Below are 25,127 nucleotides of genomic sequence, written 5' to 3' on the forward strand. Positions count from 1 at the left end.
CTGGCCGTTTGGATCTAGTTCCGGAAACCGGTCAGGTTTCCCGCTTTTCAACTCTCGGCTGAATTCCTGCCGCCGTTAGAACGGCGTTTCGCGTTTGTGGTTCCGGAAGAAGTTCAGTCAGGAGTTCGGTGAAATCCATCCGGCCGCGCCGGACGAGCGTTTCGATCGCCAGCGATATCGGGGAGTGCGGCTCGGTGCGGCGAAAGTAACGCGCGACCGAAAGCAACACCTCGAACGCTTCTTCACGTGAGGCGATGCTGCCTGCGTGAACCGGTTTGGGCGCGACGACAACCTGCCCAGCGCCATTGCCGTTTGCTGCCTGAAGGCCGGGCTTTTCATCGACCGGTTCTTTGGCGGTTTCCTCGTCGATACCCGCCAGGTCGCGAATGGCGGCAGCTGCCTCCATGAGTACGTTTCGGGTGTTGGAACTCGGCGGTGCCTTGTCGCCGCAACGGTCGTCCAGAATCGAAACGAGATCGTCGAAAGCAGCGATGCATTCGTTCAGGATATCGAGATGGGCCGCCATTGCAGCAACGCCCACATCGTTGGCCGCTTCGTGAAGAATATCGCGCCGGACGGTCTCATTCGCGCGCTGCGAAAGTTGATAATCCCACAACGTATGTTGCGCGAAATTTGAATTCGGCACCAAAGGAGCAAGACGAATCGCCTGAATCAATGTGCCTTCGCCGCTGACGCCGTTTAATCCCGCAAGTGGTGCGAGCTTTTCTTCGACGTCGTCGTCACCGATGGAATACAACCTATCCCAGTAATTTTCCAAAAGTGACGCCATTGCAGAAAAGATGTCTCGAAGACCTTCAAAACCTCGAAGTCTAAGTTGAGCTTCTGCCAGCCAGGCAAGGACTTCTATGTCCTTACTTTTCGAAGAAAGTATCTGCAATCCAAGATTGTTTACATCGTGCCATGACGGCGTAAGTCGCATTGCTTCGCCAGGAGCAATACCTCGTTCCGCGCTGCGTGCAGAGTTACGAGCATCCTTAATTCTATAGTATATTTCCTGATAATTCGGATTTATTCTAATATCTTCTCCGCAAGGGCTGTCTTGCCCAAGTGGAGATACAATCTCGCTGAGATTCAACAGCACAATAACTCCAAATTAGAAGACACTAATATTCTTTCTCTATTTTCTTTCGGTATAACGTCATTGTCAACCATGTAATTGACGTGACAAATTGATGACAATAAGCTGTAATGACTCGAAACAAAACGTTACTCTGTGACTTCTATCCAAGCGTTCACAAACGCCCTAGTTGCATTCACTCTCTGATGGCGACCACTCGCTTCAGCCGCAGAATTGTGAGTTTTCTGGATGTCCAATATCGATCTAAATCGACTGGTCAGAACGCTGGAGCCGAATCTGCGCGTCGGTCTCGAGGCGGCCGCGTCCGTCGCTGCGCGCCATGCTCATCCGACTGTGGAAGTAGCGCATTGGTTGTATGCGTTATTAGACATTCCGGCCGTCGCGCCGCGTTTCGAGCGCTTCGGTGTGAAGCCGGTTAATCTTCGAAAAGAACTTGAACTGGCGATCGAAGACTTGGCGCGTGAAGACGGCGCACAACTCGCCTTGTCGCAGAACGTGCTTGCGCTGGCGCGCGAGGCCTGGCTGGTCGCATCGCTCCAATACGGCCGAAGCCGTGTCGAACTCGGCGATCTTCTTGTCGCGCTGTCGACGGATCAGTCGCTGCGGATCGTGGCGCGCGCGATAGCGCCGTCACTGCGTGAGATCGACCTCAAGTCGGTGGAATCCGAACTGAATTCCACCGCCTCCAGCGCGAATGAAAGATCGGTGCAATCCGATTTGACGGCTGCGGGCGCACCGTCAGGCGAGAACGAGTTCCTGCGCCTCTACACACAGGACATGACCGCCGATGCCCGCGCCGGACGCATCGATCCGGTGATTGGGCGGGACCGCGAATTGGGCCAGCTCGTGGACGTGCTGATGCGGCGTCGACAGAACAATCCGATCCTTGTCGGCGAGGCCGGTGTCGGCAAGACGGCCATCGCCGAGGCACTGGCGCTCGAGATCGCAGCCGGCAACGTTCCTGAGATGCTGAAGCCCGTGCGCCTGCTGTCGCTCGATCTCAGCCTGCTTCAGGCCGGTGCGGGCGTAAAAGGCGAGTTCGAGCGCAGGTTGCACGGTGTCGTCGATGCGGTGAAGGCGTCGAGCACCCCGATCATCCTATTCATCGACGAGGCCCATAATTTGATCGGCGCGGGCGGACAGGCGGGGCAGGGCGATGCTGCCAACATCCTCAAGCCTTCCCTGGCGCGCGGCGAACTGCGCACCATCGCGGCCACGACATGGGGCGAATACAAACGCTTCATCGAAAGGGATGCTGCGCTTACCCGCCGCTTCCAGATGGTCAAGGTCGACGAGCCCGACGAGGAAACCGCGATCCGCATGCTACGTGGCGTCGCGGGCTCCTTCAAGGCACATCACAAGGTCCGCATCCGGGACGAAGCCCTGGCCGCTGCAGTGCGCTTGTCGGCGCGCTACATTCCGGCGCGGCAATTGCCCGACAAGGCCATCAGCCTGATCGACACTGCCGCTGCCGCCGTGGCGCTCGGTCGCCAGGCGGTTCCTGAATCCCTGAAGTCGCTGCACAACGAGCGCGGCCTGCTTGAGGCCGAAGCCGACTGGCTGGCCAGTGAACCGGAGACTTCAGAAATCCGGGATCGCTGTCGTCAAATCGAAGCAAAACGAGAGCAGATTGCCGCCGAAATCGGAGCTCTCGAAAACAAATTCGAAGAGGAACTCCGTCTCGTGCGTGAGGCCGATCGGCTGGAGGCGGTCTTTTCGCACGACGACGCAATCGAGGAACAGGCCCAGGTGCTGGATGACGCTGGCGAAAGCAATGTGGCGCAGTTCCCCGCCCAGGCGGCATCGCCTGAGAGCGCACGAGCGGCACTCGCGGCGACCGAACGGAACCTGTCGCGCGTGGCCGGCGAAACGCCGCTCGTGCCTCGGGCAGTAGACCGTGATGTGATCGCCACTCTGGTCGCGCGCTGGACCGGCATTCCGGTCGGTAAGCTGCTCTCCGATCAGGTCGAGACGGTCAAGTCGCTCGACGCGCGGCTCAAGGAGCGCGTCATCGGGCAGGATGTCGCGATCGAGCGCGTCTCCTCGGCAATGCGGGCGGCTCGCGCCGGCCTGTCCGACCCGCGCCGGCCCCCCGCCGTGTTTCTTTTCGTCGGCATGTCCGGCACAGGCAAGACAGAGACCGCGCTTTCGCTCGCCGACCTGCTTTACGGCGGCAGTCAGCACCTGACGACGATCAACATGTCGGAGTTCAAAGAGGAGCATAAGATATCGATGCTGCTCGGCTCGCCACCCGGCTATGTCGGATACGGCGAGGGCGGGGTGCTGACAGAGGCTGTGCGCCGGCGTCCCTATGGCGTGCTCCTGCTCGACGAGATCGACAAAGCCCACCAGGGTGTGCAGGAGATTTTCTATCAGGTTTTCGACAAGGGGATGCTGCGCGACGGCGAAGGCCGCGACATCGACTTCAAGAACACCACCATCGTGATGACGGCCAACACCGGTTCGGAGTTGCTGGCAGCACTCGCTGCCGATCCCGACACCATGCCGGAGGGCGAGGCGCTGGAGAAGCTGCTTCTTCCCGAATTGCAGAAACATTTTAAGCCGGCATTCCTCGGCCGCACGACGATCCTGCCCTTCATGCCGCTCGGCAAGGAAGCGCTGTCTGGCATCGTCGATATCCAGATCGGCCGCATCGGTGATCGAGTCAAGGCGAGCTACGGGACGGAAGCGACGCTTTCGCCGGAGGCACGCGAGGCCCTCGTTTCGCGTGCCGAATCCAGCGAGATAGGTGCACGCGCGATCGAGTCCATGATCGCCCGGGATCTTCTGCCCGTCCTTTCCACCTTCTTCCTCGATGCCGTGGCCGAAGGGCGCAAGATCGCGAGCATCCATATCGGTTTTGACGACCACCGCTTCAGCATCGATGCGAAGCCTGCGGTGGACGAAAAGGAATTCGCTGCGCCCAAAGAGCGGCCGGCGGATAAAGCAGCCTCGAATGGCAAGAAAGTTCATTCGGATGCGGCAACAACCCGAAAGGCCAGAGCGCCTTGAACTGTACTTGGCAAATAAACTGACGAACAGGAGAGCTCAGAGCATGCCTATTTATCTTCAGATCGATGGTATTCAGGGCGATGCCACCCACGAACAGCACCGCAAGTGGATGGACATCGAAGCGATTCACTGGAACGTTTCGCGCAACATGAACACCTCGGCCGGTTCGGCCGCCAACCGGGAAGCTTCCGAGCCGACGGTTTCGGAAGTGATCCTGACCAAGGTCAGCGATTCCTCCTCGACCAAGCTCTTCCAGGAGGCCTGCTCGGGCCGCACCGGTAAGCGCGCCACGATCCATCTCGTCACCACCGGCAATCCGGGCGAGACCTACATCGAATACACGCTGACCAACACGCTGCTGGCCAGCTATTCGATCGACTCGAACGGCGATCGCCCGGTCGAGACGGTCAAGCTGAACTTCACCAAGCTGGAAGTGAAGTACACCCCATTCGACGAGAACCAGTCGCCGCAGTCGCCGATGATCGCATCCTACGATCTCGCAACGACCAAGGCTGCATAGTCTGGGCAACAATTTCCAAGGCATCGCTCCGGCGGTGTCTTGGAAGTTTTGCAACGGTTCATCCTTGGGGCTGGAGCGTCAACTGCGATCCGGTTGAAGCTTCTCATTCGCTGGAGTTGTCATGCCCAATTTTTCCGTCTCGTCGCCCAAGCTCCGCGTGCGGCCGTTGGCCGAGGCCGATCTTGCTCCCGTGAAGCGGATGGGACGCGGTCCCTCCCTCGAGCATCTGACCTACGCCAGCGGACCGCGCGAATTTGGAGCGCGCAATGCGACCGCCGGTGCCGCAGCTGCTCTGTTTCGGCAGGGTTCCGAGGCGCTGAACGAGTATGCGCTGACCCATGCCTTGAAGGTCTGGCTGGAGAACAACGAAGCAAAGATCGTCGCCGAAATGAGTGCGAGCGGCAGTCAGGCATTTGTCGTCCAGGTCAACTACGCGGTGACGCCTTCCTTCGAAACGCGCGTTTTCATGGGACGTGGAATCTATCTGCTTGGCTATGCCCCCTCGCGCAGTGATGTCAGCAAAATCCTGACCCCTGAACGGCTCTACGGGCCGAGCGTGGATGCAACGCCTTCGAACAGAGCGACGAAGTATGTCTACGCCTATCTGGTCGGCGAGCGCACCGTTCACTAATGCGCCGGGCAACCGCCCCGCGAAGTCAACGGCCGATTCATCGGCAGCCAGAAGCGCAACAATGAGGCTCTTGCAATGAACGATCAGCCGTCTGGCGCCGATTTCATCCAGGCTAGCCGTGTGCTGAAGGTGTCCTCGCCGCTCGGTGAGGATCAGCTTCTGCCGGAACGCTTTTCAATCGACGAGGGCGTGTCCTCGCTCTTCGAGATGAGGCTTTCCGTGCGCGCCAAGCGCGAAGCCGTGAAGCCGGAGGAACTCATCGGGCGGCTGGTGGATGTTTCCGTCGAGATCCAGCAGGGCGAGGATGACGGCGGCGTGCGTCGGCCCTTCAACGGTTTGGTGACGGAACTAAGCGAAGGCCCGCCGGTGACGCGCGGGCTGCGCTCCTACGCGATGGTTCTGCGGCCGCAGATGTGGCTATTGTCGCGCCGCTCCGACTGCCGCATCTGGATGGACAAGACGGCTGTCGACATTGTCGAAACACTGTTTTCAGAACACGGGCTGCCGGCGCCGGATGTTTCGGGCGTCGTCACGCCGCCGCCGGCGCAGCATTATTCCGTCCAGTGGAACGAGACCGATCTCGACTTCCTCACCCGACGCTTCCAGGAAGATGGACTGTTCTACTGGTTCAGCCACGAGGAAGGCAGCCATCGGCTGCATATCGCCGACGCTGCGAGTTCATGGGGTCAGCCTTCACCCTCGGCGCATGGGGAAGGGCGCGTGCGGCTCGCACAGGGCTCTTCGGATCGCAACCACATCACCGAATGGATGCGGCACTACGCCTATGTTCCAGGCCAGCGCGCCGGCGCAGACTGGAATTTCGAGACGCCGCGCATGGTGCCGGGCACGATGACGCCGTCGCTCGTGCAGATGCCGGATGCGACCAAGCGCGAGCTCTACGAATTTCCTGCCAGGGCGCTTACCGTGGAAGCGGCGGAGCGCGCGCAAAAGCTCAGGACCCAGTCGATCGAGGCCGATCACGATCGCGTCCTCGGCCAGTCGACGTCACGGGTGCTGGAGGCTGGCCGGCGGTTCACTCCCTATGAGGTCGCGCATCCGGAACGGGCCTATGAAGAGCATGTAATCGTCAGGATAAAGCATTCGGTCGTCGACCGATCTTATGAGACGAATGCCAACGAACCGGAGTTTCGCAACGAGTTCGAAGCTCTGCCGGCACGTGTACCGCTGACGCCGCATCGCGAGACGAAACGCCCACGCATCGAGGGTGCACAGGTCGCGATCGTGGCAGGCCCGTCCGGCGAAGAGATTCATCCTGACCAGTATGGCCGCATAAAGCTGTGGTTCCCATGGGATCGCCGCGCCAAGAAGGACGGTTCGGACACCTGCTGGGTGCGCGTCGGTCAGAATTGGGCAGGCGGCGGTTGGGGGGGCCAGATCATCCCGCGCATCGGCATGGAAGTGATGGTCGCGTTTGTCGACGGCGATCCCGATCGTCCGCTGGTGACTGGCATCGTACCGAACCCCAATAACAAGGTGCCTTACGACCTGCCAGCCAACAAGACACGTTCCGTGTTTCGAACCAATACGCATAAAGGGCAGGGTTACAACGAAATCTCCTTCGAAGACGACAACGGCAAGGAGCAGTTGTACATCCATGCGCAAAAGGACCATGACGTACACGTATTGAACGATACGCGAGAGCGCGTCGAGAATGATCGCCACCAGCATGTTACCAGGGACAAGACGTCTTTTGTGGGTGGCGACCATGAAGAGGTGATCTCGGGAAATGTTTCCATCTCGGTGGGTCAGAACAAGCTGACCGAGTATCTGGTCTCGAGAACGCAGAATATATTTGGTCAATTCTCCGATTTTATGGAGAAGATGCGCATTCCAGATCCATTCAATTTTGCGAAGGGCAATTTTCAATTATTCGTAGAAAAGAACAAGTCTGAAATAGTGCATGGCGGCTCCTCGGAGATTGTTGGAGTCGCTAAGTCGACGATTGTTGGAAATCTGATGCAGACAACCGTCGGCAAGAAGAAGAGCCTTATCGTGCGCGGTCGCTACGATCAGGATATTGGAAAAGTCCATAACATCAATGTGGGAGAGCAGTTCAACATCCGTGTTGGGCCGCACATCCTTATAACCATGTCGAAAGAGGGAGACATCGTCATCAAGGGCAAGCGTATCAAGTTTGACGCAAACAGGATTGACGAGAACTAGGCGCATATCAGATGAGCGATGCATCTCAAGCATGGAAGAAGAGAGCCGACTGGGAAGGCCTGCCATCCCAGGGCACTTTGCTGCCTTTGCTTCATCTGCGCTCAAGCAAGCAGGAAGACGAAACACGGCAGGTCGTGAAGAAGGATCTTCAGGGCTATTGCCCCGCCCCTTCGGCGTCAACGCAGTCCTCCGTAAGGCCGCCATTCTTGCCTGGCAAAGAACCGGGTGCGCAGTCAATCTACCCTTGGCAATTCCAGGATCCAGGTCAATCGGGTGCCCAACCGCTTGTCTTTGGGCAAACGCCTCTTGGGCATCAGAATACTATGCTGTCCAATGATGCGGCCGGGAAGGACTTGCCATTCGTTAAACAGGATGGCGATCCGAAAGGCGTTGCCAAAGAAGCCGAGAGCCGCCCGCCCAACATCGTTATCAAGAATCCCGAAGAAGAAAAAAAGGCAGACGATCCCTTTCTCAAGGACCCGAAAATTTCCCTGAGTTCAAAAGGACAATCGGAGGAGGGCTGGGACGGATCGAGAACGCGCTATCGTGGCGGCGAAAGCGAAAGCAAAGGTGGCAAGACCAGCACCTACGAGAAGACCGGCAAGCCGTTCGACGGGAAATATACCTTTGGCGGAGCCGTTAAAGGACCTAGCGACAGCGTAGCCTTCGCCGAAGGCAAAGATACAGATGGTCTTGCCCAGGGATCGTACAAATTCGGCCATGCAGGTTACGACACAAAAGCAGGCCTTTCGGTTTCCGATGACTGGGCAGGCGGAAATGCAAACATAACGGCCGAAGCCGGTGCCGAAGCATCCGCTGGCGTGCTGAAGACTGAAGGCTCACTAAACAAGGACGGCATTGCGAGTTTGCATGGTAGCGCCGAAGCGCTGACCGTCAAGGGTTCGGCCAAAGGCGGTTTGAAGATCGGCACTTATGAGGGCTCTCCTACCGCGACCCTGCAAGGAAAGCTCGGCGCGGAAGCAGTCTTGGTTGAAGTCAAAGGCAGGGCCGAAGTTGCTGTTACACCCTACAGGGCTTACAACCCGTTCGTGCATGCCTTCAATGGCTTTGCAAAATGGGCGGAGTGGGATGCGAGACTAAGTGAACTCGACAAAAGCTGGGACTGGGGAATATTTGTTGAACTCGGTGCAGGAGGTAGCGTCGGCGCATCTGCCGGTGTTGAAGGCGAAGCGGGAACGCTGGACAAAGGCAAGATCGGCCTCAGGGGCAAAGGCAAAGCTGTTCTTGGGGTGGGCGGAGAAGTAGGCCTCGGTCTGGGTGTCAAGACTCCGGAGAAGTAGCGGTGCACCGTCTCTTGTTATTTGTATTTTTGTTTCTCGCCTCGTTGAAAGGGGTGTCAATGGCTGCTTACACGACCGAACAACTGTTTTCGACTAGCACTCAGAAAGCCGAAGGCTTCGCCACAAAGGCGGTAGATTTCGGCAGCCCCGAGTTCGCTTTCACGACGCTCGTCAACGAACAAATGGAGTTGTGGATCGGCGAAAGCTCCGAGAATGAGGACGAACCGTTGGTACGGGTCTACTCTCCCGAGCAGCGTGACGAGTTCATGATAGAAGTCTATCGGGTCAAGTTCGCAGCTTTTGCAGAGGCGATCACCGCGGGCCACGGCTTCCTCGCCAAGAAGGGCTACAACCGGATCGTTCGCGATATCGACAAGAGCAACAATGCTTTTGCGATGCTGGCTGGAGGGCTGGCGGACGAAAGCGGAAACTATACCAAATTGGGGCGCCTGGCAGTCATTTCTCGCGGTGCCGAGGCGCTCTTTGTCTATGCCCATATGGATTATGACGACTACCCGAAATACGAACCGACCGTCTCACGGTTTCTTGGCGCATTGCGCATGAAGGAAGACGGCGCGCTGCAAAACGCGTTTGAGGTGGTCAAGGCAGAAAACGGAAGCGAGTTTTTCGCCGCCAAGGGCTGGTCGGTCAAGAAGAACGATAAGCCCGAACGGCAAGGCGCGTCGGATTATTCCATGACACTGCACGACCAGGAATACCCGAACATCCAGATTCAGATTCGGCCCGACAACCTTGAGACTGGCCGGAAGCTTGGCGCGGAGATGATTGCTGCACTCACCAAAGAGATTGAAGGAAGTTCGAAAGCTCATTTCGTAGGTGAGCCGGAGCTGACCACGATGAAGACCGAAAGCGGTGAGAGCTATGCCTACACCTACTCTCGGGGATGGGACATCAACGAGACCGGTGCACCTATGGTGAGTGAATTTCAGATCCAGAAGAACAAGGATGGCACGATCGCGATCTGCGGCTACAACACATATGACTCTCGACGAAAAGTCGGTGAGTTTGACGAGGAAGCCGGCAACTTGTTGTTCAAGAATTGGGTCGTGGGCGTCTCGGCATATGCCGCTGCGCAAATGTCACTGCTCCACGGCAAGGAGGATTTTCTTCGTGGCCTCGACATCAGGGCGGTCGGTCATTGATGACCGGAGCAAGCATCTCGGGACTCGGTTGAACAAGGCGACAATGCTTCGATCGAATGGATCGTTAGTAGACTGCGCGCGACTGCAAGCATCTCTCAGGCTGGAGTAACTCGATGAAACACCATCTCTCTCTTGGCGCTTCGGAGCCTCTTGCCTCGGGGGAAGACAAGACCCAGGCAGCGCTGCCGCTCAGCCTTCATCTCATTGAGTCGGTTGCGCAGAGTGGAGAGGTGCGCCTGATAGGCTGCGAAGGACGGCCTGTTCTCTGTCTGCAGAGTTTTGGCGATGATGCAATCGGCAGTTTCGCTGTTTGTACGCAGATGAATGGCAATCCGGCTGCTTTGGTTGTGCTTGGCCATGTTCCGATCAGTTCGATCGCGCTTGCCCTTGCCGATGAACGATTGCCCTCGCAGGCGGCCAAGCCACTGGTGCTCAAATGCGGCCGCTCGCAACTGCAGTTGCACCCGGACGGCCGTGTTCGCATCACCGGCGACGATATCATCGTCGAATCCAATGGCCGGATGGGACTTCGCGGCGCTGTTGTCGATCTGAACTGAACCAGATCCAAGGGCTTGGTTATGTGGGATCTGATAAACAGGACGCCGTTTTCCACTTTCTCGGGTTTTGACCGCGACAAGGACGGAAAGGCCTATTGGATCGTATGGGCAAAGGCGACATTCCGCATGCGCCACGAGCGCCCGTGCTTGTTTGAACGCGAGCAGGTCGAACTCTTTCGCGAGCCGCTCTACCGGGGGTCTCCGGAAAATACGGATCTTCTTGCCGAGAACGATATCTGCTTCCCGAAGCCCAAGCCGGACGTGATCATTACAGGGTATGGCTATCGCCCGGTCGACGTTACGCGGGAGGATCCGTTCGATGTGACGGCAACTATTGGCGATTGGAAGAAATCCCTCACGATTCTTCCTGCGATGCGTTGGTCGGACAGGCTCAGGCCGGAACAGGCTGACACCGCTGGGGACGCCGTCTTTCTCGGCTTCAGAAATGCCTATGGCGGCATTGATACGGAGACTGACACGGCAAGGTATCAGGAACATGTCGAAAACCCGATCGGCCAAGGCTTCTGGGCGTCATCAAATGCGGCGCGGGGAAAGCCCTTGCCGCGGGTCGTATCACAAGGGACGGCGTTGGAAAAATGGGACTCTCCGCTCAAGGCGGTCTCATTCACCTGCGTGCCGAAGGAGCGGCCGAGGCGTACGCGCCATTCCGGGACCTATGATGAGGCGTGGATGCGACGCAAGTCTCCCCTATTGCCCGACGATTTCGATGAACGTTACTGGCAGTTTGTGGATCAGGATCAATCGCTGGAGGCAGAACCTTCCTCGGGCGCCAGGATTACGCTCACGAATATGATGCCACGTGGCGTCGACAGCGACGGTGGAGCCTATACTGTCGAGCTTCCCAGGTTGACCTTCGAACTTCTCACCCGCTTCAAAGGCAAATGGCAGGAAACGGATATGGCGCTCCAGACGATCCATCTGCTTCCGGAGCAAGGACTTCTGACGCTCAGCTACTGCGGCTCGATGCCGATACGGGCCGTAGCCAATGATGTTCTGGTCGAGCGCAGCGAACTGATTTTGCGTGAGCATTCCGGTTTCCGCGTTCGCCCTCAGGATGCTGATAGTTTCGATCCGTCCGGCGCGGAGGTTTCCGTATGAGCCATACTGTCGTCGCCAACGGGTTTACGATTTCCCACAAGGGGACGCCCGGATATGAAAAGAACACGACACCCGATGTCTGCCTGACCCCGTCCGGGCCTGTTCCGGTTCCTTACGGCATTATCTCTTACTCGCGCGATCTGATCCGCGGCTCGCGTACGGTGTTTGCGGATGGCGGCAACTCGATCGCTGTCAAGGGTTCGGCCCATACGCCGGGCTACGGCGACATGCCCGGTTCGCAGAAAGGTGTCGCTTCCGGCACCAACATGCATGAATCGACGTGGATCACCTATTCGCCGAACGTCTATGTCGAGGGAAAGAACATCTGCCGTCTTTCCGACAAGCTGTTCATGAACAACAAGAACTGCATCGCCGCCTCCGGTCACTACGAACCGCCAGCTGGTCTCAGTGACGTAATGAAGGAGCTTTGCAAGATCTTCTGTCAGACGCGAGATGAATGGCACAATTGCAAACGGGGAGGCGGGAAGTGCCCCAAGCCGTCGGAAATAGCAAAGCAGAGAACCAACGCCGCTCTTTCGAAAGGCGATAGTGCCCTTTCCAGAGCGATAGGCAAGCGATATCCGGGTGCTATCGGTCGTGCCGAAAAGGCGTTTTATGCGACTGCAGACAAGATATTCGAGGGTGCAAGGAAGATCTATGATCGCGCCGGTCTGGAACGCGCAATCAAGCGCCAACTCGACAAGCTCATTAAAAGAAAGATCGTTCAGAAGGCCGCCAAGATGGCCGGCAAGGCCTGGCTCAAGCTCGTTCCGGGCCTGAATGTGATCTCAACCATTGTCGACGTAGCCGACGCTGCCTATACCGGCTACGAAATCTACGACATGATCAAGCAATCCGACGTAATCATGGACAAAGCCATCAAGGTGGTTCCCGACGTGGCCATCGAGGGTGCGGATGGCGAGCTGCTCGATATCTATGACTACAAGTTCGATGACCCGGACACTGGATATCAGGACGATTGGCAGGCCAAACAGAAGCAGGAAGAAGCCTATAAAAAGGCGTCGGGGCAATCACCCAAGAAGGTCGACAACGCCACTTGTGCCTGCGACAAGAAGGGTCGTGTTGTTCCGTCTGCCTGATGTTGTGCGAGGTTCTGAGTGGTTGATATCCTACGCTATGATGGTGATCCGTTCGCCGTGCCGGCCTTTCGAATAATCGCGATAATAGCAGGCGACATCCACGCGCCTGCGAATGTTGCAGCAATCAAAAAGGCCTATGCGCTTTTTGAAGAGTCATTCGGCGAAGCAGCCAATGTAACGTCGTATAATTTCTTCGGGCACAAGGGTAAAATACGATGGATGAATCCGAAACTCCTGGAAGAAGGGCGAGGATTTTTCGACCGCACGCCCATTGAGTACGGAGATGGGCTTCGCCGATACGGCTACGCGATAGAAGAATTCGAGGAGCCGGCACTTCCCTATTTTGGCGTCGAGCAAAGAAGCGACTTCAGTTTTCTCGAGGTCGATATCCGCTCTGACGATGATCGGATCGTGGCATTTGCCAACAGCATTACTGAGCATTTGCTGAAGGCCGATGTGATCTGTGGTGTCATGGGGATGGGGTTCTTTCTCCCACCCTACAAAAGCAGCCTCGAATTCAAGCTTGGTCAGGTCTCAAGACGCTACCGAACGAGCATAGACATTTCTCCTTCGATGGTAATGGACGGTATACGCAAGGAGGGGTCTTCGTATCGTTGGCAGACGGGCGAAGAACCTGGCATAGCCGATATCGGCTGGCGGACACTGATCGGTCGTGAATTCTGGCCGAGAATTGCCGAAGCGCTTTCGGAATTGAAGGCGGAGAAGGATATCGCTGTCGTGCAATCCGATACGGTTTTGGCGATCACTGCCGGTCAGAGGCCCATATGGGGCGACATCAATCGCAAAGAGGACATCGCCGCATATCGGGCCGTTGCCAAGCATCTTTCTGCGATCCGCTATCCGCAGGGTGCGGCCAAAGCCTTCATGTTTGGGGGAGGCACTCACGATCCCAAAATCGCCGACAAGATAGAGGCGTATCTCGAGCGCTTTTCTTGAGTGGCTCGAAAGTTTCCCATTGAAACTGAAAACAGCGAAAGCGCACAGAAACAATCATGGCCAAAACTCCGCTCGCTTCGGTTCTTGCTAAGCCGATCGTACCCGTCCCGCTTTATTTGCGAAAGTTCGCAGTCGAAGTCGATTATGCTCCGTCCTATGACGCGGCGGATAATCATGAGGCTATGGAAGATGCGATCCAGGAGTTTCAGGATGCATTGAGGCGGGGCTTCTTTGCCTGGGCGTTCTTGCCTTCAAGGCAGGCCGCAAAGCTCTCGCTTGATTGGTCGGGCACGAAAGGCTTCGTGCTGCGCGGCGAGGCCGAGGGCCTTCATCACAATGTCCTGGTTGCCGCACTGCGCCTGGTCGTCAACCTGCATCATACACCAGCGGCTGCCCATGAAAGTGCAAAAGCAGCACTTGGCGCGGCGGCCGATGCCCTATCGCCGAGAAGCATCTTCTCCGAGATTGTCACTGGTATCCGCATTCCGGTACTGGAAGGGGCAGATGGGCGCGTGTCAGCCCGCAATAGCTTCGAGGCCTATATTGCGGATGCCGAGATCGCTGTTCCCAAATCCGATCTGTTTGCGGATGTCACAGCGCCCTGCGAGGAGGATCGTCTTGTTGTAGCGGCAGACGCCATTTCGCAAGCAGCGTTGGATGATGTCGAGGACGTATTTCTTCGGATCTCGGACAGCGGCTGTTTTCGTAGCCTTTCAATGATCGACGAACTGGGTGGCGACGCCGAGTTGTTCCTGCGTTCCGTCAAGGGTGACCACAGTGAGCTGGTGATAAACGATTACGCTGATGAATATTACGGGCTCGTCGAACTTCTAAACTGCCTGTCGTCTGGCCGTGTCACAACGCTTTCCGTATCAAACGACGAATAGCAGCAAAGGGGTATCCGTTGCAGTTGGAACTCGTCGAATGTGGCCTCTCCACCGCCTTTGCACCCACATTTGAAAAGACACTCACGGAACGAATCGAGTGGCGGTCCGCGTTCTTTTCCAATGGATCTTTCATTGATCGAAGCTTTAGGCCGCAGCTCTGCGCATTTCGCGACAACCACGCGATTTCCAGTTTAGGCGAACGCGCGGCCGAACTGCTCGGGGAAGCGATCAATGACTTTATCACGCGGCTAAACATGACCGGCGGCGCCAATCACCTGAGAGGGCAAGCTGCAGTGCTTATGCTGATTCTCCCGGAGGTCGATGAAGAAGCAGGGTTGTCAAGAACCGGATTGACCGATCTTGGCAAGACACTGTGCGATCAGGTCAGCAAGACGATGGCTGCCGAGCTCGATCTGAGGATCGACCGACGAACCATCCGCGCATCTGGCCATGCAGGTGTGGGCTCTGTCCTGGCGGACGATGCCACGCTGGGAGCGAATGACAAATGGTTACTGGTAGTTGCGGTTGACAGCTACAGTGACGGCGAGCGCCTTAATGGTCTCAACGATGGTGGGTTGCTTTTCAGCAAAGAAACTCAATTTGGTTTCATTCCAGGTGAGGCGGCAGGGATATTGCTCCTGGCGGCGAACGACGGGAGCAGACGTGTCGCCACCGAGCACGGAACACGCTTCATACTGATAGGGGCCGGAGAATCGATTGAACCCGTCACTGAGCGTCAGGAGAACGAAACACCGTTCAATGCAATGAGTGACTCTACTTTCGCTGCCTGCGAAACGGCGTTCGGCACGGATCGTAGTCGCCAAATATCCCATTGGTACGCGGACTGGAACAACAGTCGCTACAGGGCCACGGAACTATCCTTTGCCATTCATCGCACCAACGCTTCTTTTCTTGAAGAGCAGCTTGAACCGACCTATCCCGCGCTGCAGTTTGGCGATACGGGCGCTGCATATGGTCTGCTGGCATTATGTCTTGCTAAGGCCGATCTGGACGACGAAGCGAGGCAGAGTGACGACGGCGACGTAGCGACATCAGAGACAAGCTACGCCTTGATCTCCGCCGGCAGCACTATTCGAGGCCTTCGGTCGGCTATCGTCGTTGCACTATTTCCCGCTTCTTGACTCCCTACCACGTCTGCCCTTCGCCCGGAGAGACGCGGCGACTTTGTTGCGTTTTAAGGTTCTTAAAATTTGAGACATCACGTTAATGAATTCGGGACGTATAGATCCCACAGTGGCTGAACCAACCAAAGGGGATGCCATGACCTATCAACAACTGCGTACGCTTGGCCTTGCTGGATTTGTCGTGCTTGGCTTTGCAGTCCATTTTCTGATTGCTTCAGCCGGCGTTTGACGCGCACTCCATGTCCAGTCCCTCGATAAGGATCAATTTTGTAGTGGACCATCCAGGATCTGCTGCAAACATCATCCGCCACCCTGCGGGTCACGCATCGCGGCAATTGCGGCCAGGCCGCGTGCACCGTCGCGGCTGCCGGTGGCGGCAACGGCCTCGAAGACGCGTTCGGCATCGCCCAGCCGCCCAAGCTTGAGGTAGGCGTAGCCGCGCAAGGTCATCAGATCGATGCGCTCGGGCGCGATCCGTGCGCGTTCGTCGAGGGCGAGCAGCGTTTCCACGTAACGGCCGGCCTCGAAGGAGTCCGTTGCCTGGTTTGACAGAAGTGCGGTTCGCAACTCGGTGCTGCGCTGCCGGTTCTGAGGCGCCTTGGCGGCAGCCACCGCGGCCTCTTTCGAAAGCCCGACACGCAGATAGGCCAGGCTCTGGCCGTAGGCTGCGTCTTCGCGGGTTTTCTGGGACGCGCTTTTCAATGCGGCCTCAAAGGCAGGTGCGGCTTCAAGCGGCCGATTCATGTCCATCAGGCACCAGCCGCGATTGAGCGCTGCCTGTGGCGACAGCGATTCCGGCGGTACAGTCGATGTGCAACCGCGTGCCGGTGCTGCATTGTCCGTTGCGTTGCGTGTTTGCGGCCGAGTTCTGGGCACAGCCCGTGGCGCAGCGGGTTGCTGAACATATATCTGTGACGTGGGGCCGGGGGCCGTCTGAACGAAGGCCTGTGGCGTTGTCTCGACATTGGACGTTTCTGCGGGGGCGGGCTGAGCCGGCGCCGGAGCTGGTCGAAACCGCGTCTGGTCGGGGGCTGTCTGCAGCGGCGCATAGGTGCCGGGCACAGCCTGCGTGGGCGTAGTGAGGCTGGGCATCACCGCCGGGGTTCTTTGCGGGGCCGAGGTCTCGCCGAGGCGGGCGATGCGCTCCGACCGGCCCTGCCAGGCGCGTTGGATTTCGCTGACGCCCGCACGGTCGCCGACACGGAACCGCGTCAGCACAAGCCCATAGGCGGAAGGCTCGTCGTCCGGCTTCCAGCTCAAGGCGGTGGAGAACCACTGCGATGCGGTCTGGAACTGGTTCAATGCAAGCGCATACCAGCCCAATTGCTGCGCATTTGCGGCATCGCGCGCGGCATAGACCACCGGCACGATGCGCTGAAGAAGGTCAGGTGCTATCGGCACGGGAGGGTCGATAGCCAAAAGATTGGCGGTGGCTGCCAGATAAACGGACCGAACCTCGTCGGAAGTATCGCGCCATTCATAGAGGGCGTCTTCGGCCTCGGCGAATAGCGACTGCGCAACGAGCGCAAGCGCCAAGCCTTGCGAAGCTTCTGCTGTGTTCTTGGTCTCGCGCGCCTTGCGGAACCATTCTTCCGCGGGCTTGGCGTTGTTGCGCCGCACATTGTACCAGCCGAGCAGCAATTCGTCGGATGGCAGGCCTTGGTCATGCGCCAGCTTCTCAACGGTCGCGAGATCGGACGGATCGACGACCAGCTTGGGATCGGTGCCACCCGCGGCAACGCTTTTGCGCGCGAGATCGCCGCGTATGGAGGCGAATTCACCGATGCCATCCGCGCCGGTCTTTTCCTGCACCAGCAGCGTGTCGAGTTCTGCACGCGTCAGAAGCGGCAAGGCCTTCTGCACCGTTGCCAGCCTTTCAGCCGGATTGGGACAATTGGCCAGCACATAACCGTAGGCATCTGTGGCGCGCTGCTGGCGTTCGGTCCGGGCGAAAGCCTCCGCAACGCGCCAGAGAATGTCGACCTCGGCGCAGGTGAGCAGGCTCGGCGTTGCAGATGCCACGCGCACGACCGTTTCGTATTGCTTGAGATTGGATGCATTGACCAATTGATCGCGCGCTTCTGCAACGGCGAGACGGTCGAGAAGATCGCTCGGCGGCGTCCATCCCGGCTGCTTCAACTGGCGGTCGGCGATCGCCTGACGCAGTTCGGCGAGCTTGCCGTCCGAATAGAGCTTCCACATCCGGTCCAGTTCGGCATCGCCGACAGGCTGCACCGCCAGCGGGTTGGCCGGCGGGGTCCATTCAGGATAAAGCGCCTTGAGGCGCGCGATCTCGGCCTGCAACCGTTTCGTGTCGCCCTTGCTGGCAAAGTACCGCAATGCGGTTTCGTCAACGGCTGGCTGCGCCTTTGCCGGCGACGGGGCGGTGCTCGGCGTGGCCTGGGCCATGTTCTGCCCGGCGACCGGCTGGATGTTGTCCTGCGCGCGAGGCGCCAGGGCTGACGAAGACTGGTCCGCCGCGAATATCTGCGGGTCAGGACCGGACGGCCAGACACTATCCAGCATGCCGGTCTGCCGGATACCGAACGCCCCAGTTGCCACCACCGCCGCCGAAAGCAGGATCGTCAGCGCCCTCATTCCATGCACTCCGGGTGTTCGGAGTTGGCGAAGGACAATCCGAGGAGATGCAAGGTGGAGGGGTAGTAGAGGGTGGGTGCGAAACTTCTGAGGTTTTCGGGAAGTTTCGTGCCGTCGAGGACACAGGAGATCAATGCCGGAATGATCCTGTAGCCGGGATCGGAAAGCGTGTGGCGAACCTCACCTGTTGCGATGTCGGTCAGTTCGACCGAGCCGTCGGCGGCCATCATGCCCTCGCGAAAAGAGTTCAGCATTTCGGGATCGCGATTTCCCGCGCGCAGCAGATATAGCGGTATGCGCACGGCGTTGTAGCCGAACTCTGCCGGGAAGCCCTTTGCGGGTTTAGGCCGGGCCATCAGTGACAGCCAGTCCGGCGGCATCTTCCTGGGGCCGAGCCGGCCTGCCGCGACAAGCGCCATGCCATCGTCGGAAATGCGCTGCCAGTCGGTTTCAGGCGCTATTTTCGTCAGCACCGAGAAAGCTTCGAACACCCAGTAGGACAGATTGACCACCGGCGCGTCCGGACGGTCGCCTTCATGGAAGCCGGTTACAGCCGGCATTAGCAGCTTGCGGTCCTGGTTCTCCTCAATCGTTTTCTTTCCAACAGCATCCGCGATGCCAGCGGCGGCCTTGGCGAGATCCTGCCTTGACCATGCGATTGCCGCCTGCGCCAGCGCGTAGGCAATGAGAAGGTCGCCGTCGGTGGCATTGTTGGCGTCGGTGACATGCGGCTTCGTGGCCGGGTCCCATTTCCAGACGGCGAGCCCATCGTCCCGCAGCATCAACTCGGTACGGGTGAAAGACCAGATCAGGTCGAAATCGGACGGCTGCCCGGCCAGATAGGCAAGCAGCAGACCGTAGCCCTGTCCTTCGCTGTGGCTGATATTGCCATTGGCGTCGTCGATGACGCGCCCGCTGGTGTCGACGAAGCGCGCCTTGTAGGCCTGCCAGTCAGCTGCCGCGATGGAGCTCGCAGCGTTTGCAGGCGTCGCAAACGGCATCATCACTCCGATGCAGAGATAGATGAGCAAAGCAGGGAATTTCCTCCTCATCGCCGCCGCCCTAAAGTGCGAAGCAGTCCAGCTGTCACCAGGCCCAGGAATGCGCAGAAGATCGCCAGCAGGGCCGAGTAGGACAGAACATTCGCCGAGAGCCAGTTTGAAAGGATAAGGCGATAATTGACAAGCGATGCAGGCTGGGTCTGCACGAAGCTGAATCTGTTGACCGGCACGCGGTCAACTTTTGCAGTTGCAGCCGAAAACGTCGTTATGTGTCCGCCGAGTTGAGACCAGTTGACCTGCTCGGTCAGTGCGCGCACGCCTTCGTCGAGATTCCTTGGCGTGGGGGCGGTAACGAGCGTCCAGGTTCCCTCATCGCCTGGACCCGGGCTTTGAGCGACCATCAAGGTCGCTTCGCTGGACGGCATGAATATGCTGTCGGCGCGAGGGGTCAGCCGGAGCGTATCGAGCGAAATATCGAAGTTGCGGTTGAGCCAGTCTTCCAGCGTGCTGATCTGGCCCCGCCACCCCCTGCCTGTGAGGCGGTCGCGCCATTCGTTGAATGTGGCGTCGGTATTGGGTGCAGTCTCGGCGCCGGAAACGGCGTCGCCCCATTCCGTGCGGCTGGTTTCAGAAATGCCCAGCCCTGTCAGCACGGCTGACGAAAGCTGCGAAACCGGGCCAATGAACAATGCGTCGCGATTGCCCACGGTTTCGGCCGATGCGCTGAGATCGACAGGTATCAGCCGGCCTGCGGCAGCGGCGATGCGGGAGAGAAAGGTTGCAGCTGCCGAAAGCGTTTCCGGCTGACTGTGATCGATGACCAGGGGAATCGGGGTCACCGAACGACCGTAGGGAAAGCCGGTTCCGGCGATGGCGGCGAGGTTGGGACGCTGGCCGATCCGCGCGAATTGCGGCATGACGAATTCGGATGTGTCGAACAGCGCGAACCGCTTGCCGCCAGGAGGCGCGCCGGGTGCGCAAATGGCATCCGCATCGGTCATCAGCACGGCTTCGATGGCGATGGTGTTAGCGCCGGGCCGGAAATGCCGCATCGTCACGTTGATCGGCAGGTGCCGAAGAATTTCCCCGCCGCGCGTGGTTATCGGAATTGTCGCGGCGATGTTGTCGTTGACATAGATGTCGATGTGGCTGCCCGGCAGAACCTCGCCCGAATAGGCCGCGTCAAGCAGGATGGTGGCTTCGCCGTAGGAGTCGGCATAGAAATCGGAAGGCACGCCAACCGCAAAGTCGGTCCTGAATCGCCGGCCGGAAAACTGCTGGGTCTTCGCGCCCATCTCGGAAAACTTCAGACGCGCTGCCGACAAGAAAAGCGGTGCGTCCGGCGACCGCCATGTCTGCGTAGATAGAGCTGCGCGCGATACGGCGACGGGCCGGTCGGTGGGGCTCACGATGCTCTCGATGGCGCTGGAAAGCGATTCCCACGATGGGCCGGTGACGATCAGGGTGGAGGGGCCGGTCTTGGCATCGTCGGCGAAAATCGCGAGCGGCGCCACTTCACCGCCGGCGGGAACAACCCCAAGCACGTCGCGCAGTTCGGCGGCAGTGCCGACCACGACGGTCATTTCACCGGGCTTCTGGATCGGAACGGCGTCGCGCGAAATGGAAATCGACTGGTTCGGCATGTTTGCCAGAATCGCCAGTCCCTCGGCCAACCGGATCAGGGATGTCGTCGTCGTGCGCTGGTCGGCAGCCGGCACAACCATGTTGAACGACGTTTTGCCCGCCTCATCAACACCAACCGCCCTGATGTCGTCGATGCGCCGAAGGTGCGAGGCATTTGCATCGGCGAAAGACAGGAATGTTTCGGCCTGATCGATGTCGGTCCACAACTCATAGGTCGAAGGAATGCCGCAATCGGTTCGATGTCGTTGGGTCACGTCAATGCTGATCTGATTGAAGCCGGCCTTGAGGAGGCCGGGCGGTACCGCCACGGACTGTTCCGAGACGCCGTTGGGAGACTGGACCGGTTCATCGATCAGGGGCTTGTTGTTGACGAGGAAACGCAGGCGCGAAGTCTCCGGCGCGACCACGATGGCATTCTGGTAGCCGAGATTGAGGGTGGCCGCGGAATTCGCCTGTTCCTGGGTCAGGTAGACCGACCAGGAGCGTTCGGCCACTTCGCCGGAGAGAACCAGACTGTCGACCGGCACAAGATAGCGCCGCACCTGCGCATTGACCGCTGGAGGCTGAGGCGCCGAGACTGAAGGTGGAGGCGTCGGCTCTACAACCGCGGCAGGAGGTGCAGTTGTTGGTGATGGTGTCGTCGGCAAGGGTTTGACCACTTCCGGCTCGGATTGCCTTTCCGGCGTCATGTCAAAGGGCGACGGCTGCGCATTGAGCGGCGTGGCTAATGCAAGAACGACAATCAGCGCAGGAAGAAATGCTCTCATCTGCGGGCCTCTGCGACGGCTTGATCCGCAGGCTTTTGACGGGCCGGTCTGAGGCTTCTGGCGAGATAGAACAGTCCGCGGTAGGTCTGGAAGATCGATAGCCCGAAGAACCAGGTCGTTCCTTTCAGCAGGCCCGGATTGGCGCGCCGGGAAATCTGGAAGCTCCGCCATTGTTCGGAATTGGCGAAGATGAGATCAGCGACCAGCTTGTGATGTTGCGGTGCGCTTGGAAGGTAGAGACATCCGACGGCCACACCATCAGTTGTCGCCTGCATGTTTCGGATGCTGACCGGCAAAGCGCCGCTGGTGCCGTCGGTAAAGGTTTTGAAACGGATTTCCGCCGAGTCGTCCTTATGGGCCTCCTCGGGCAGCTTTCCCAAGACGCGGACCAGCGCTCCGTTGGCCGAAACATTCTCGATGGTGCCGGGGAGTTTCGTCTTGCCGATGACGAACTCGCAACGACGGCTGACCTTGACCCTGCGCGTCTGCGTTTTTTCGCCGCGTTCCGAAACGACTCCGAGAGCGCAGCCAGCAATGACGAGATTGAGCAGGTTCCAGGCGCCAACGACAAGAGTGACGTCGGCTTTGTAGGGCTCGGTATAGACGCGGTAGACGGTGACAGCGACGCCGACGAGCAGGACCGCGAATATGACGAAGAAGGGCAGGCCTATTTCCGACAACCGGCTCTGCAGGATCGACTCGTCCTTCGCGGTCACCTTGAAGGTCGGTTTTCGCGGATTGAGGATGACGGATATGACGGCGGGCAGAAGATGTACCGTCTGAACATATTCGTAGAGTTCCGATATCCACGGCCATCGGAATGCACCGTAGAGATAGTTCTGCATCATCAGGTTCACGATCATGTAGGTGAGCGTGTAGGCGAGGAACTCGCCGCCTGAAGCCGTGAAGATCTGAAGCCCGAAAAACAGATAGAAAAGCGGCGCGACGAGGAAGATCGCGCGCGGGAAGGGGAACAGCCAGAACAATGTCGAGGACATGTAACAGAGCCGCTGCGGCAGGGAGAGCCCCCGCTTGAGGAGCGGGAAACGGAACCGCAGAATCTGCATCATGCCTTGTGCCCAACGGCTGCGCTGACCGATGAAACTGGCGAAAGTCGCCGGCTGCAAACCAGCGATCAGCGGCTTGTCGACGTATACGCTCTTCCAGCCGCGGGCGTGCAGTTCAATCGCGGTCTCGCAGTCTTCGGTAATGCTGACGCCGCTGAAGCCGCCGGTCTCATTCAATGCCTTGCGGTTGAGCACGGCAGCGGAGCCGCAGAAGAATGCCGCATTCCATTTGTCCAGGCCGCGCTGGATGATGCCGTAGAACATCTCATTTTCGGACGGCATGTTCTCGAAGGTCCGGAGATTTCGCTCCAGCGGATCGGGGTTGAGGAAGAAATGCGGTGTCTGGACCAGGAACAGTTTCGGGTCCTCGTCGAAATAACCGACCGTTTCCATCAGGAAGTCGCGCGCAGGCGCGTGATCGGCGTCGAAAACCGCGATCAGATCTCCGGTCGACTGGGCCAGGCCGTTATTGAGATTGCCGGCCTTCGCATGTTCGTTGCGGTCGCGCGTCAGATAGGTAACCTCGAGATCGAGGCAGAGCTGTTTCAATTCCTCATAGCGCCTTTCTGCGGCGTAGGCTTCAGCCACTTTGTCCGCGTTGCGCTTCTGCAATGTTCCACCATCGTCGAGCAGCCAAACCCTCACCCGGTCGGCTGGATAATCCATGCCCTTTGCTGCGGCCATCGTGTTGGCCAGAAGGCCAGCGTCCTCGTTGTAGGTCGGAATGAAGACATCGACGGTCGGAAGCCGATCAGCGGATACCGGTTTTGCAGGACGCGGCCGTAGGGGACTGGCAACCACGAATAGGCTGAGCCCAAGCATCATTACACTGTACATTTCAGCGAGATAAAGCAGGAAGCCGGGGATGAAGTTTTCAGGCTGGTTCAGCGGCGGCAGGGTCCCGGTCGAGCGCCAGTAGACATAGCGCATCACGATAGCTGTGCCGAAGGCCAGCGCGATAAGCCGCCATATACCGTGCGGGCGCACGAGTTTCAGCACCATCATCATTGCCAGGACGGCGAGCCCCGCGATTAGCTGTGCCTGCAGGCTGATGGGCAGAGTGACGAGGAAGATGACGATGGCGGAAACCAACGCCCATAAGATTATTATGCCTATCTTCCTCATGCGCTTCCAGCCTTCCTAGCCAGTTTCGGCCAGTGCCTTGCCGCGGGAGCGGGCTTCGGCGAGCAGATGGCTTCCAAATCCTGGCGGCGCGCTCATGAGCGCACCTGTTCTGCAACGTCCAAGATGTTCAATACGACGCAATCCGGCGCCGTTTACCGTTAAGAGTTCGTCAACCCGTTCAATTGCACCCGGCATTTTGGCCTCCGGTCTGTGGTGAACACGGTGGTGATGGCACGATCGTACCGGCTGCCGGTGATATTCCGGGTGGCGGAGGCACCGTCGGGCCGATCGGCGCCGGGATGGGGGGAGGGGCAGAAATGGCCGCCTGACTTTTTGCCCTGGCCCTGCGCGGTCGAGCCGGCGGCTGGGGTGCTGCAGCAGTGGCGCCCTGAACGGCTTCAGGTGCGGCCTGTACGGTCGGATAGATTGGCGTGCCGGGGCGGCCTAGGCTTTCCGGCGGCGACGCCGGAGATCCGTAAGGGTTCCAGCCCCGGTCCTTGATGAAGCCGGTGATGGAAAAGCCATACATGAACGACAGGAGCTTTTCCTCGGTTGCGCCGGTTTCGCACAGACGCAGGCGAAGCTGAATGGTTCCCTTGTTGCTGATCAAGGTGGTCTGGCGCCCAGCCGGGCGGATGCGCTGCCAGGCGTAAATGCAGAGGTCGGACGCGCCGGCGCGACCTACCGCGTAGCCGAACGGACCGTATCGGTTCTGGACGTAATAAGGCGATTGCCGCAGGGGAATGCCCGGAAGTGCTTTACGCATTTCCGAGGAAATATTGGTGGCCGGCAGGGAAGTGTCGCTGAGCGAAGAGCTGCCTGCGATGGCGCTGTTGACGGTACCGAAAAACTGAACCCGCAGCATGTTCTGGCCGGGCGTATGCGACGTCGTGGCAAGTGCTATGTCCTGCTGCGTCGCGTTTGTATAGCGGCGCTCCATGACATTCACGATCGAAGGCCCGCCCGGTGGGGGAAGCGCATATGCAGATTCCGCCGGAACGCTGCGCCATGTCGAGGCCACTTCCACGCCTTCGCGTGCAGCACAGCCCGCAATCATGGCCAGCGGTATAATCAGTACAATGCACCTGACGATCTTGAGCACAAGGCATGGGAGAAAAGCCCACGATAGTCGTGATTTCGTTTGGGGATACAGGACTTGCGCGATGATCAGGTTCGCAACCATGACATCGGCATAGAAGATTCGGTCCCAAGGACGAAGCGCTAACCCCCAAAGCTCACAGTTTTTAGTC

19 protein-coding genes are annotated in these 25,127 nt (G+C 58.7%); 12 read left to right on the top strand and 7 right to left on the bottom strand.

Annotation, left to right across the window (positions count from 1 at the left end):
* Nucleotides 1-31: 31 nt before the first annotated feature.
* Complete coding sequence (gene tssA / locus BM413_RS19375) at nucleotides 32-1,096, bottom strand: type VI secretion system protein TssA (protein WP_091916286.1); 1,065 nt, start codon at nucleotides 1,094-1,096, stop codon at nucleotides 32-34.
* Nucleotides 1,097-1,327: 231 nt separating this feature from the next.
* On the opposite strand from tssA, the gene tssH reads away from it, so the two are divergent.
* From tssH to BM413_RS19435, 12 genes are all read left to right on the top strand, one after another.
* A complete protein-coding gene (gene tssH, locus BM413_RS19380; protein ID WP_091916066.1) occupies nucleotides 1,328-4,111 on the top strand; it encodes a type VI secretion system ATPase TssH in 2,784 nt (927 codons plus the stop codon).
* A 43-nt stretch (nucleotides 4,112-4,154) separates the two neighbouring features.
* The gene (locus BM413_RS19385) at nucleotides 4,155-4,631 is read left to right on the top strand and encodes an Hcp family type VI secretion system effector (protein WP_091916068.1); all 477 of its coding nucleotides are present in this window, start codon (nucleotides 4,155-4,157) and stop codon (nucleotides 4,629-4,631) included.
* A 121-nt stretch (nucleotides 4,632-4,752) separates the two neighbouring features.
* Nucleotides 4,753-5,262: a hypothetical protein gene (locus tag BM413_RS19390; RefSeq protein ID WP_091916070.1), complete on the top strand. Its 510-nt coding sequence runs from the start codon at nucleotides 4,753-4,755 to the stop codon at nucleotides 5,260-5,262.
* A 75-nt stretch (nucleotides 5,263-5,337) separates the two neighbouring features.
* Complete coding sequence (tssI, locus tag BM413_RS19395) at nucleotides 5,338-7,446, top strand: type VI secretion system tip protein TssI/VgrG (RefSeq protein ID WP_091916072.1); 2,109 nt, start codon at nucleotides 5,338-5,340, stop codon at nucleotides 7,444-7,446.
* Between the two features lie 11 nt (nucleotides 7,447-7,457).
* Nucleotides 7,458-8,747 carry a hypothetical protein gene (locus tag BM413_RS19400; protein ID WP_139238612.1) on the top strand — a complete coding sequence of 430 codons (1,290 nt, stop codon included), beginning with the start codon at nucleotides 7,458-7,460 and terminating at the stop codon, nucleotides 8,745-8,747.
* A 59-nt stretch (nucleotides 8,748-8,806) separates the two neighbouring features.
* Nucleotides 8,807-9,910: a hypothetical protein gene (locus BM413_RS19405; protein ID WP_091916076.1), complete on the top strand. Its 1,104-nt coding sequence runs from the start codon at nucleotides 8,807-8,809 to the stop codon at nucleotides 9,908-9,910.
* A 113-nt stretch (nucleotides 9,911-10,023) separates the two neighbouring features.
* Nucleotides 10,024-10,467, top strand: coding sequence for a hypothetical protein (locus tag BM413_RS19410; protein ID WP_091916078.1), 444 nt, complete (start codon nucleotides 10,024-10,026; stop codon nucleotides 10,465-10,467).
* Between the two features lie 21 nt (nucleotides 10,468-10,488).
* Nucleotides 10,489-11,586: a DUF2169 family type VI secretion system accessory protein gene (locus BM413_RS19415; protein ID WP_091916080.1), complete on the top strand. Its 1,098-nt coding sequence runs from the start codon at nucleotides 10,489-10,491 to the stop codon at nucleotides 11,584-11,586.
* Nucleotides 11,583-12,686: a DUF4150 domain-containing protein gene (locus BM413_RS19420; protein WP_091916082.1), complete on the top strand. Its 1,104-nt coding sequence runs from the start codon at nucleotides 11,583-11,585 to the stop codon at nucleotides 12,684-12,686. The genes BM413_RS19415 and BM413_RS19420 overlap by 4 nt, the downstream gene beginning before the upstream one ends.
* Nucleotides 12,687-12,704: 18 nt before the next feature.
* The gene (locus BM413_RS19425; RefSeq protein ID WP_091916085.1) at nucleotides 12,705-13,643 is read left to right on the top strand and encodes a type VI immunity family protein; all 939 of its coding nucleotides are present in this window, start codon (nucleotides 12,705-12,707) and stop codon (nucleotides 13,641-13,643) included.
* 56 nt (nucleotides 13,644-13,699) lie between these two features.
* Nucleotides 13,700-14,530: a hypothetical protein gene (locus BM413_RS19430; RefSeq protein WP_091916087.1), complete on the top strand. Its 831-nt coding sequence runs from the start codon at nucleotides 13,700-13,702 to the stop codon at nucleotides 14,528-14,530.
* 17 nt (nucleotides 14,531-14,547) lie between these two features.
* Nucleotides 14,548-15,672 carry a hypothetical protein gene (locus BM413_RS19435; protein WP_091916089.1) on the top strand — a complete coding sequence of 375 codons (1,125 nt, stop codon included), beginning with the start codon at nucleotides 14,548-14,550 and terminating at the stop codon, nucleotides 15,670-15,672.
* A 303-nt stretch (nucleotides 15,673-15,975) separates the two neighbouring features.
* On the opposite strand, the gene BM413_RS19440 is transcribed toward BM413_RS19435, so the two are convergent.
* The 6 genes from BM413_RS19440 to bcsN are packed head-to-tail and all read right to left on the bottom strand — an operon-like array spanning nucleotide 15,976 to nucleotide 24,934.
* Nucleotides 15,976-18,273 carry a hypothetical protein gene (locus BM413_RS19440; protein ID WP_091916091.1) on the bottom strand — a complete coding sequence of 766 codons (2,298 nt, stop codon included), beginning with the start codon at nucleotides 18,271-18,273 and terminating at the stop codon, nucleotides 15,976-15,978.
* Nucleotides 18,270-19,325, bottom strand: a complete 1,056-nt coding sequence (locus tag BM413_RS19445; RefSeq protein ID WP_091916093.1) for a family 8 glycosyl hydrolase — start codon at nucleotides 19,323-19,325, stop codon at nucleotides 18,270-18,272. The genes BM413_RS19440 and BM413_RS19445 overlap by 4 nt, the downstream gene beginning before the upstream one ends.
* Complete coding sequence (locus BM413_RS19450) at nucleotides 19,322-21,685, bottom strand: cellulose biosynthesis cyclic di-GMP-binding regulatory protein BcsB (protein ID WP_091916095.1); 2,364 nt, start codon at nucleotides 21,683-21,685, stop codon at nucleotides 19,322-19,324. Before BM413_RS19450 ends, BM413_RS19445 begins: the two co-directional genes overlap by 4 nt.
* A complete protein-coding gene (gene bcsA, locus BM413_RS19455) occupies nucleotides 21,682-23,877 on the bottom strand; it encodes a UDP-forming cellulose synthase catalytic subunit (protein ID WP_091916097.1) in 2,196 nt (731 codons plus the stop codon). The genes BM413_RS19450 and bcsA overlap by 4 nt, the downstream gene beginning before the upstream one ends.
* Before the next feature lie 15 nt (nucleotides 23,878-23,892).
* Nucleotides 23,893-24,072 (bottom strand): hypothetical protein, encoded by a 180-nt coding sequence (locus tag BM413_RS32565; RefSeq protein WP_139238613.1) that lies wholly within the window; start codon nucleotides 24,070-24,072, stop codon nucleotides 23,893-23,895.
* On the bottom strand, nucleotides 24,056-24,934 hold the full coding sequence (gene bcsN, locus BM413_RS19460; protein WP_244537927.1) for a cellulose biosynthesis protein BcsN: 879 nt from the start codon (nucleotides 24,932-24,934) through the stop codon (nucleotides 24,056-24,058). Before bcsN ends, BM413_RS32565 begins: the two co-directional genes overlap by 17 nt.
* Nucleotides 24,935-25,127: the final 193 nt, after the last annotated feature.

The sequence above is a fragment of the Mesorhizobium sp. YR577 genome, from assembly GCF_900116595.1.
GTDB lineage: Bacteria > Pseudomonadota > Alphaproteobacteria > Rhizobiales > Rhizobiaceae > Mesorhizobium_M.

What these genes read in the sequence shown, in the direction of transcription:
- BM413_RS19445 (WP_091916093.1), bottom strand. Translation starts at nt 19,325, where the DNA reads ATGAGGAGGAAATTCCCTGCTTTGCTCATCTATCTCTGCATCGGAGTG.
- tssH (WP_091916066.1), top strand. Translation starts at nt 1,328, where the DNA reads ATGTCCAATATCGATCTAAATCGACTGGTCAGAACGCTGGAGCCGAAT.
- BM413_RS19410 (WP_091916078.1), top strand. Translation starts at nt 10,024, where the DNA reads ATGAAACACCATCTCTCTCTTGGCGCTTCGGAGCCTCTTGCCTCGGGG.
- BM413_RS19420 (WP_091916082.1), top strand. Translation starts at nt 11,583, where the DNA reads ATGAGCCATACTGTCGTCGCCAACGGGTTTACGATTTCCCACAAGGGG.
- BM413_RS32565 (WP_139238613.1), bottom strand. Translation starts at nt 24,072, where the DNA reads ATGCCGGGTGCAATTGAACGGGTTGACGAACTCTTAACGGTAAACGGC.
- BM413_RS19390 (WP_091916070.1), top strand. Translation starts at nt 4,753, where the DNA reads ATGCCCAATTTTTCCGTCTCGTCGCCCAAGCTCCGCGTGCGGCCGTTG.
- BM413_RS19385 (WP_091916068.1), top strand. Translation starts at nt 4,155, where the DNA reads ATGCCTATTTATCTTCAGATCGATGGTATTCAGGGCGATGCCACCCAC.
- BM413_RS19400 (WP_139238612.1), top strand. Translation starts at nt 7,458, where the DNA reads ATGAGCGATGCATCTCAAGCATGGAAGAAGAGAGCCGACTGGGAAGGC.
- BM413_RS19450 (WP_091916095.1), bottom strand. Translation starts at nt 21,685, where the DNA reads ATGAGAGCATTTCTTCCTGCGCTGATTGTCGTTCTTGCATTAGCCACG.
- BM413_RS19415 (WP_091916080.1), top strand. Translation starts at nt 10,489, where the DNA reads ATGTGGGATCTGATAAACAGGACGCCGTTTTCCACTTTCTCGGGTTTT.
- BM413_RS19405 (WP_091916076.1), top strand. Translation starts at nt 8,807, where the DNA reads ATGGCTGCTTACACGACCGAACAACTGTTTTCGACTAGCACTCAGAAA.
- bcsA (WP_091916097.1), bottom strand. Translation starts at nt 23,877, where the DNA reads ATGAGGAAGATAGGCATAATAATCTTATGGGCGTTGGTTTCCGCCATC.
- BM413_RS19430 (WP_091916087.1), top strand. Translation starts at nt 13,700, where the DNA reads ATGGCCAAAACTCCGCTCGCTTCGGTTCTTGCTAAGCCGATCGTACCC.
- bcsN (WP_244537927.1), bottom strand. Translation starts at nt 24,934, where the DNA reads ATGATTGCGGGCTGTGCTGCACGCGAAGGCGTGGAAGTGGCCTCGACA.
- BM413_RS19440 (WP_091916091.1), bottom strand. Translation starts at nt 18,273, where the DNA reads ATGAGGGCGCTGACGATCCTGCTTTCGGCGGCGGTGGTGGCAACTGGG.
- tssI (WP_091916072.1), top strand. Translation starts at nt 5,338, where the DNA reads ATGAACGATCAGCCGTCTGGCGCCGATTTCATCCAGGCTAGCCGTGTG.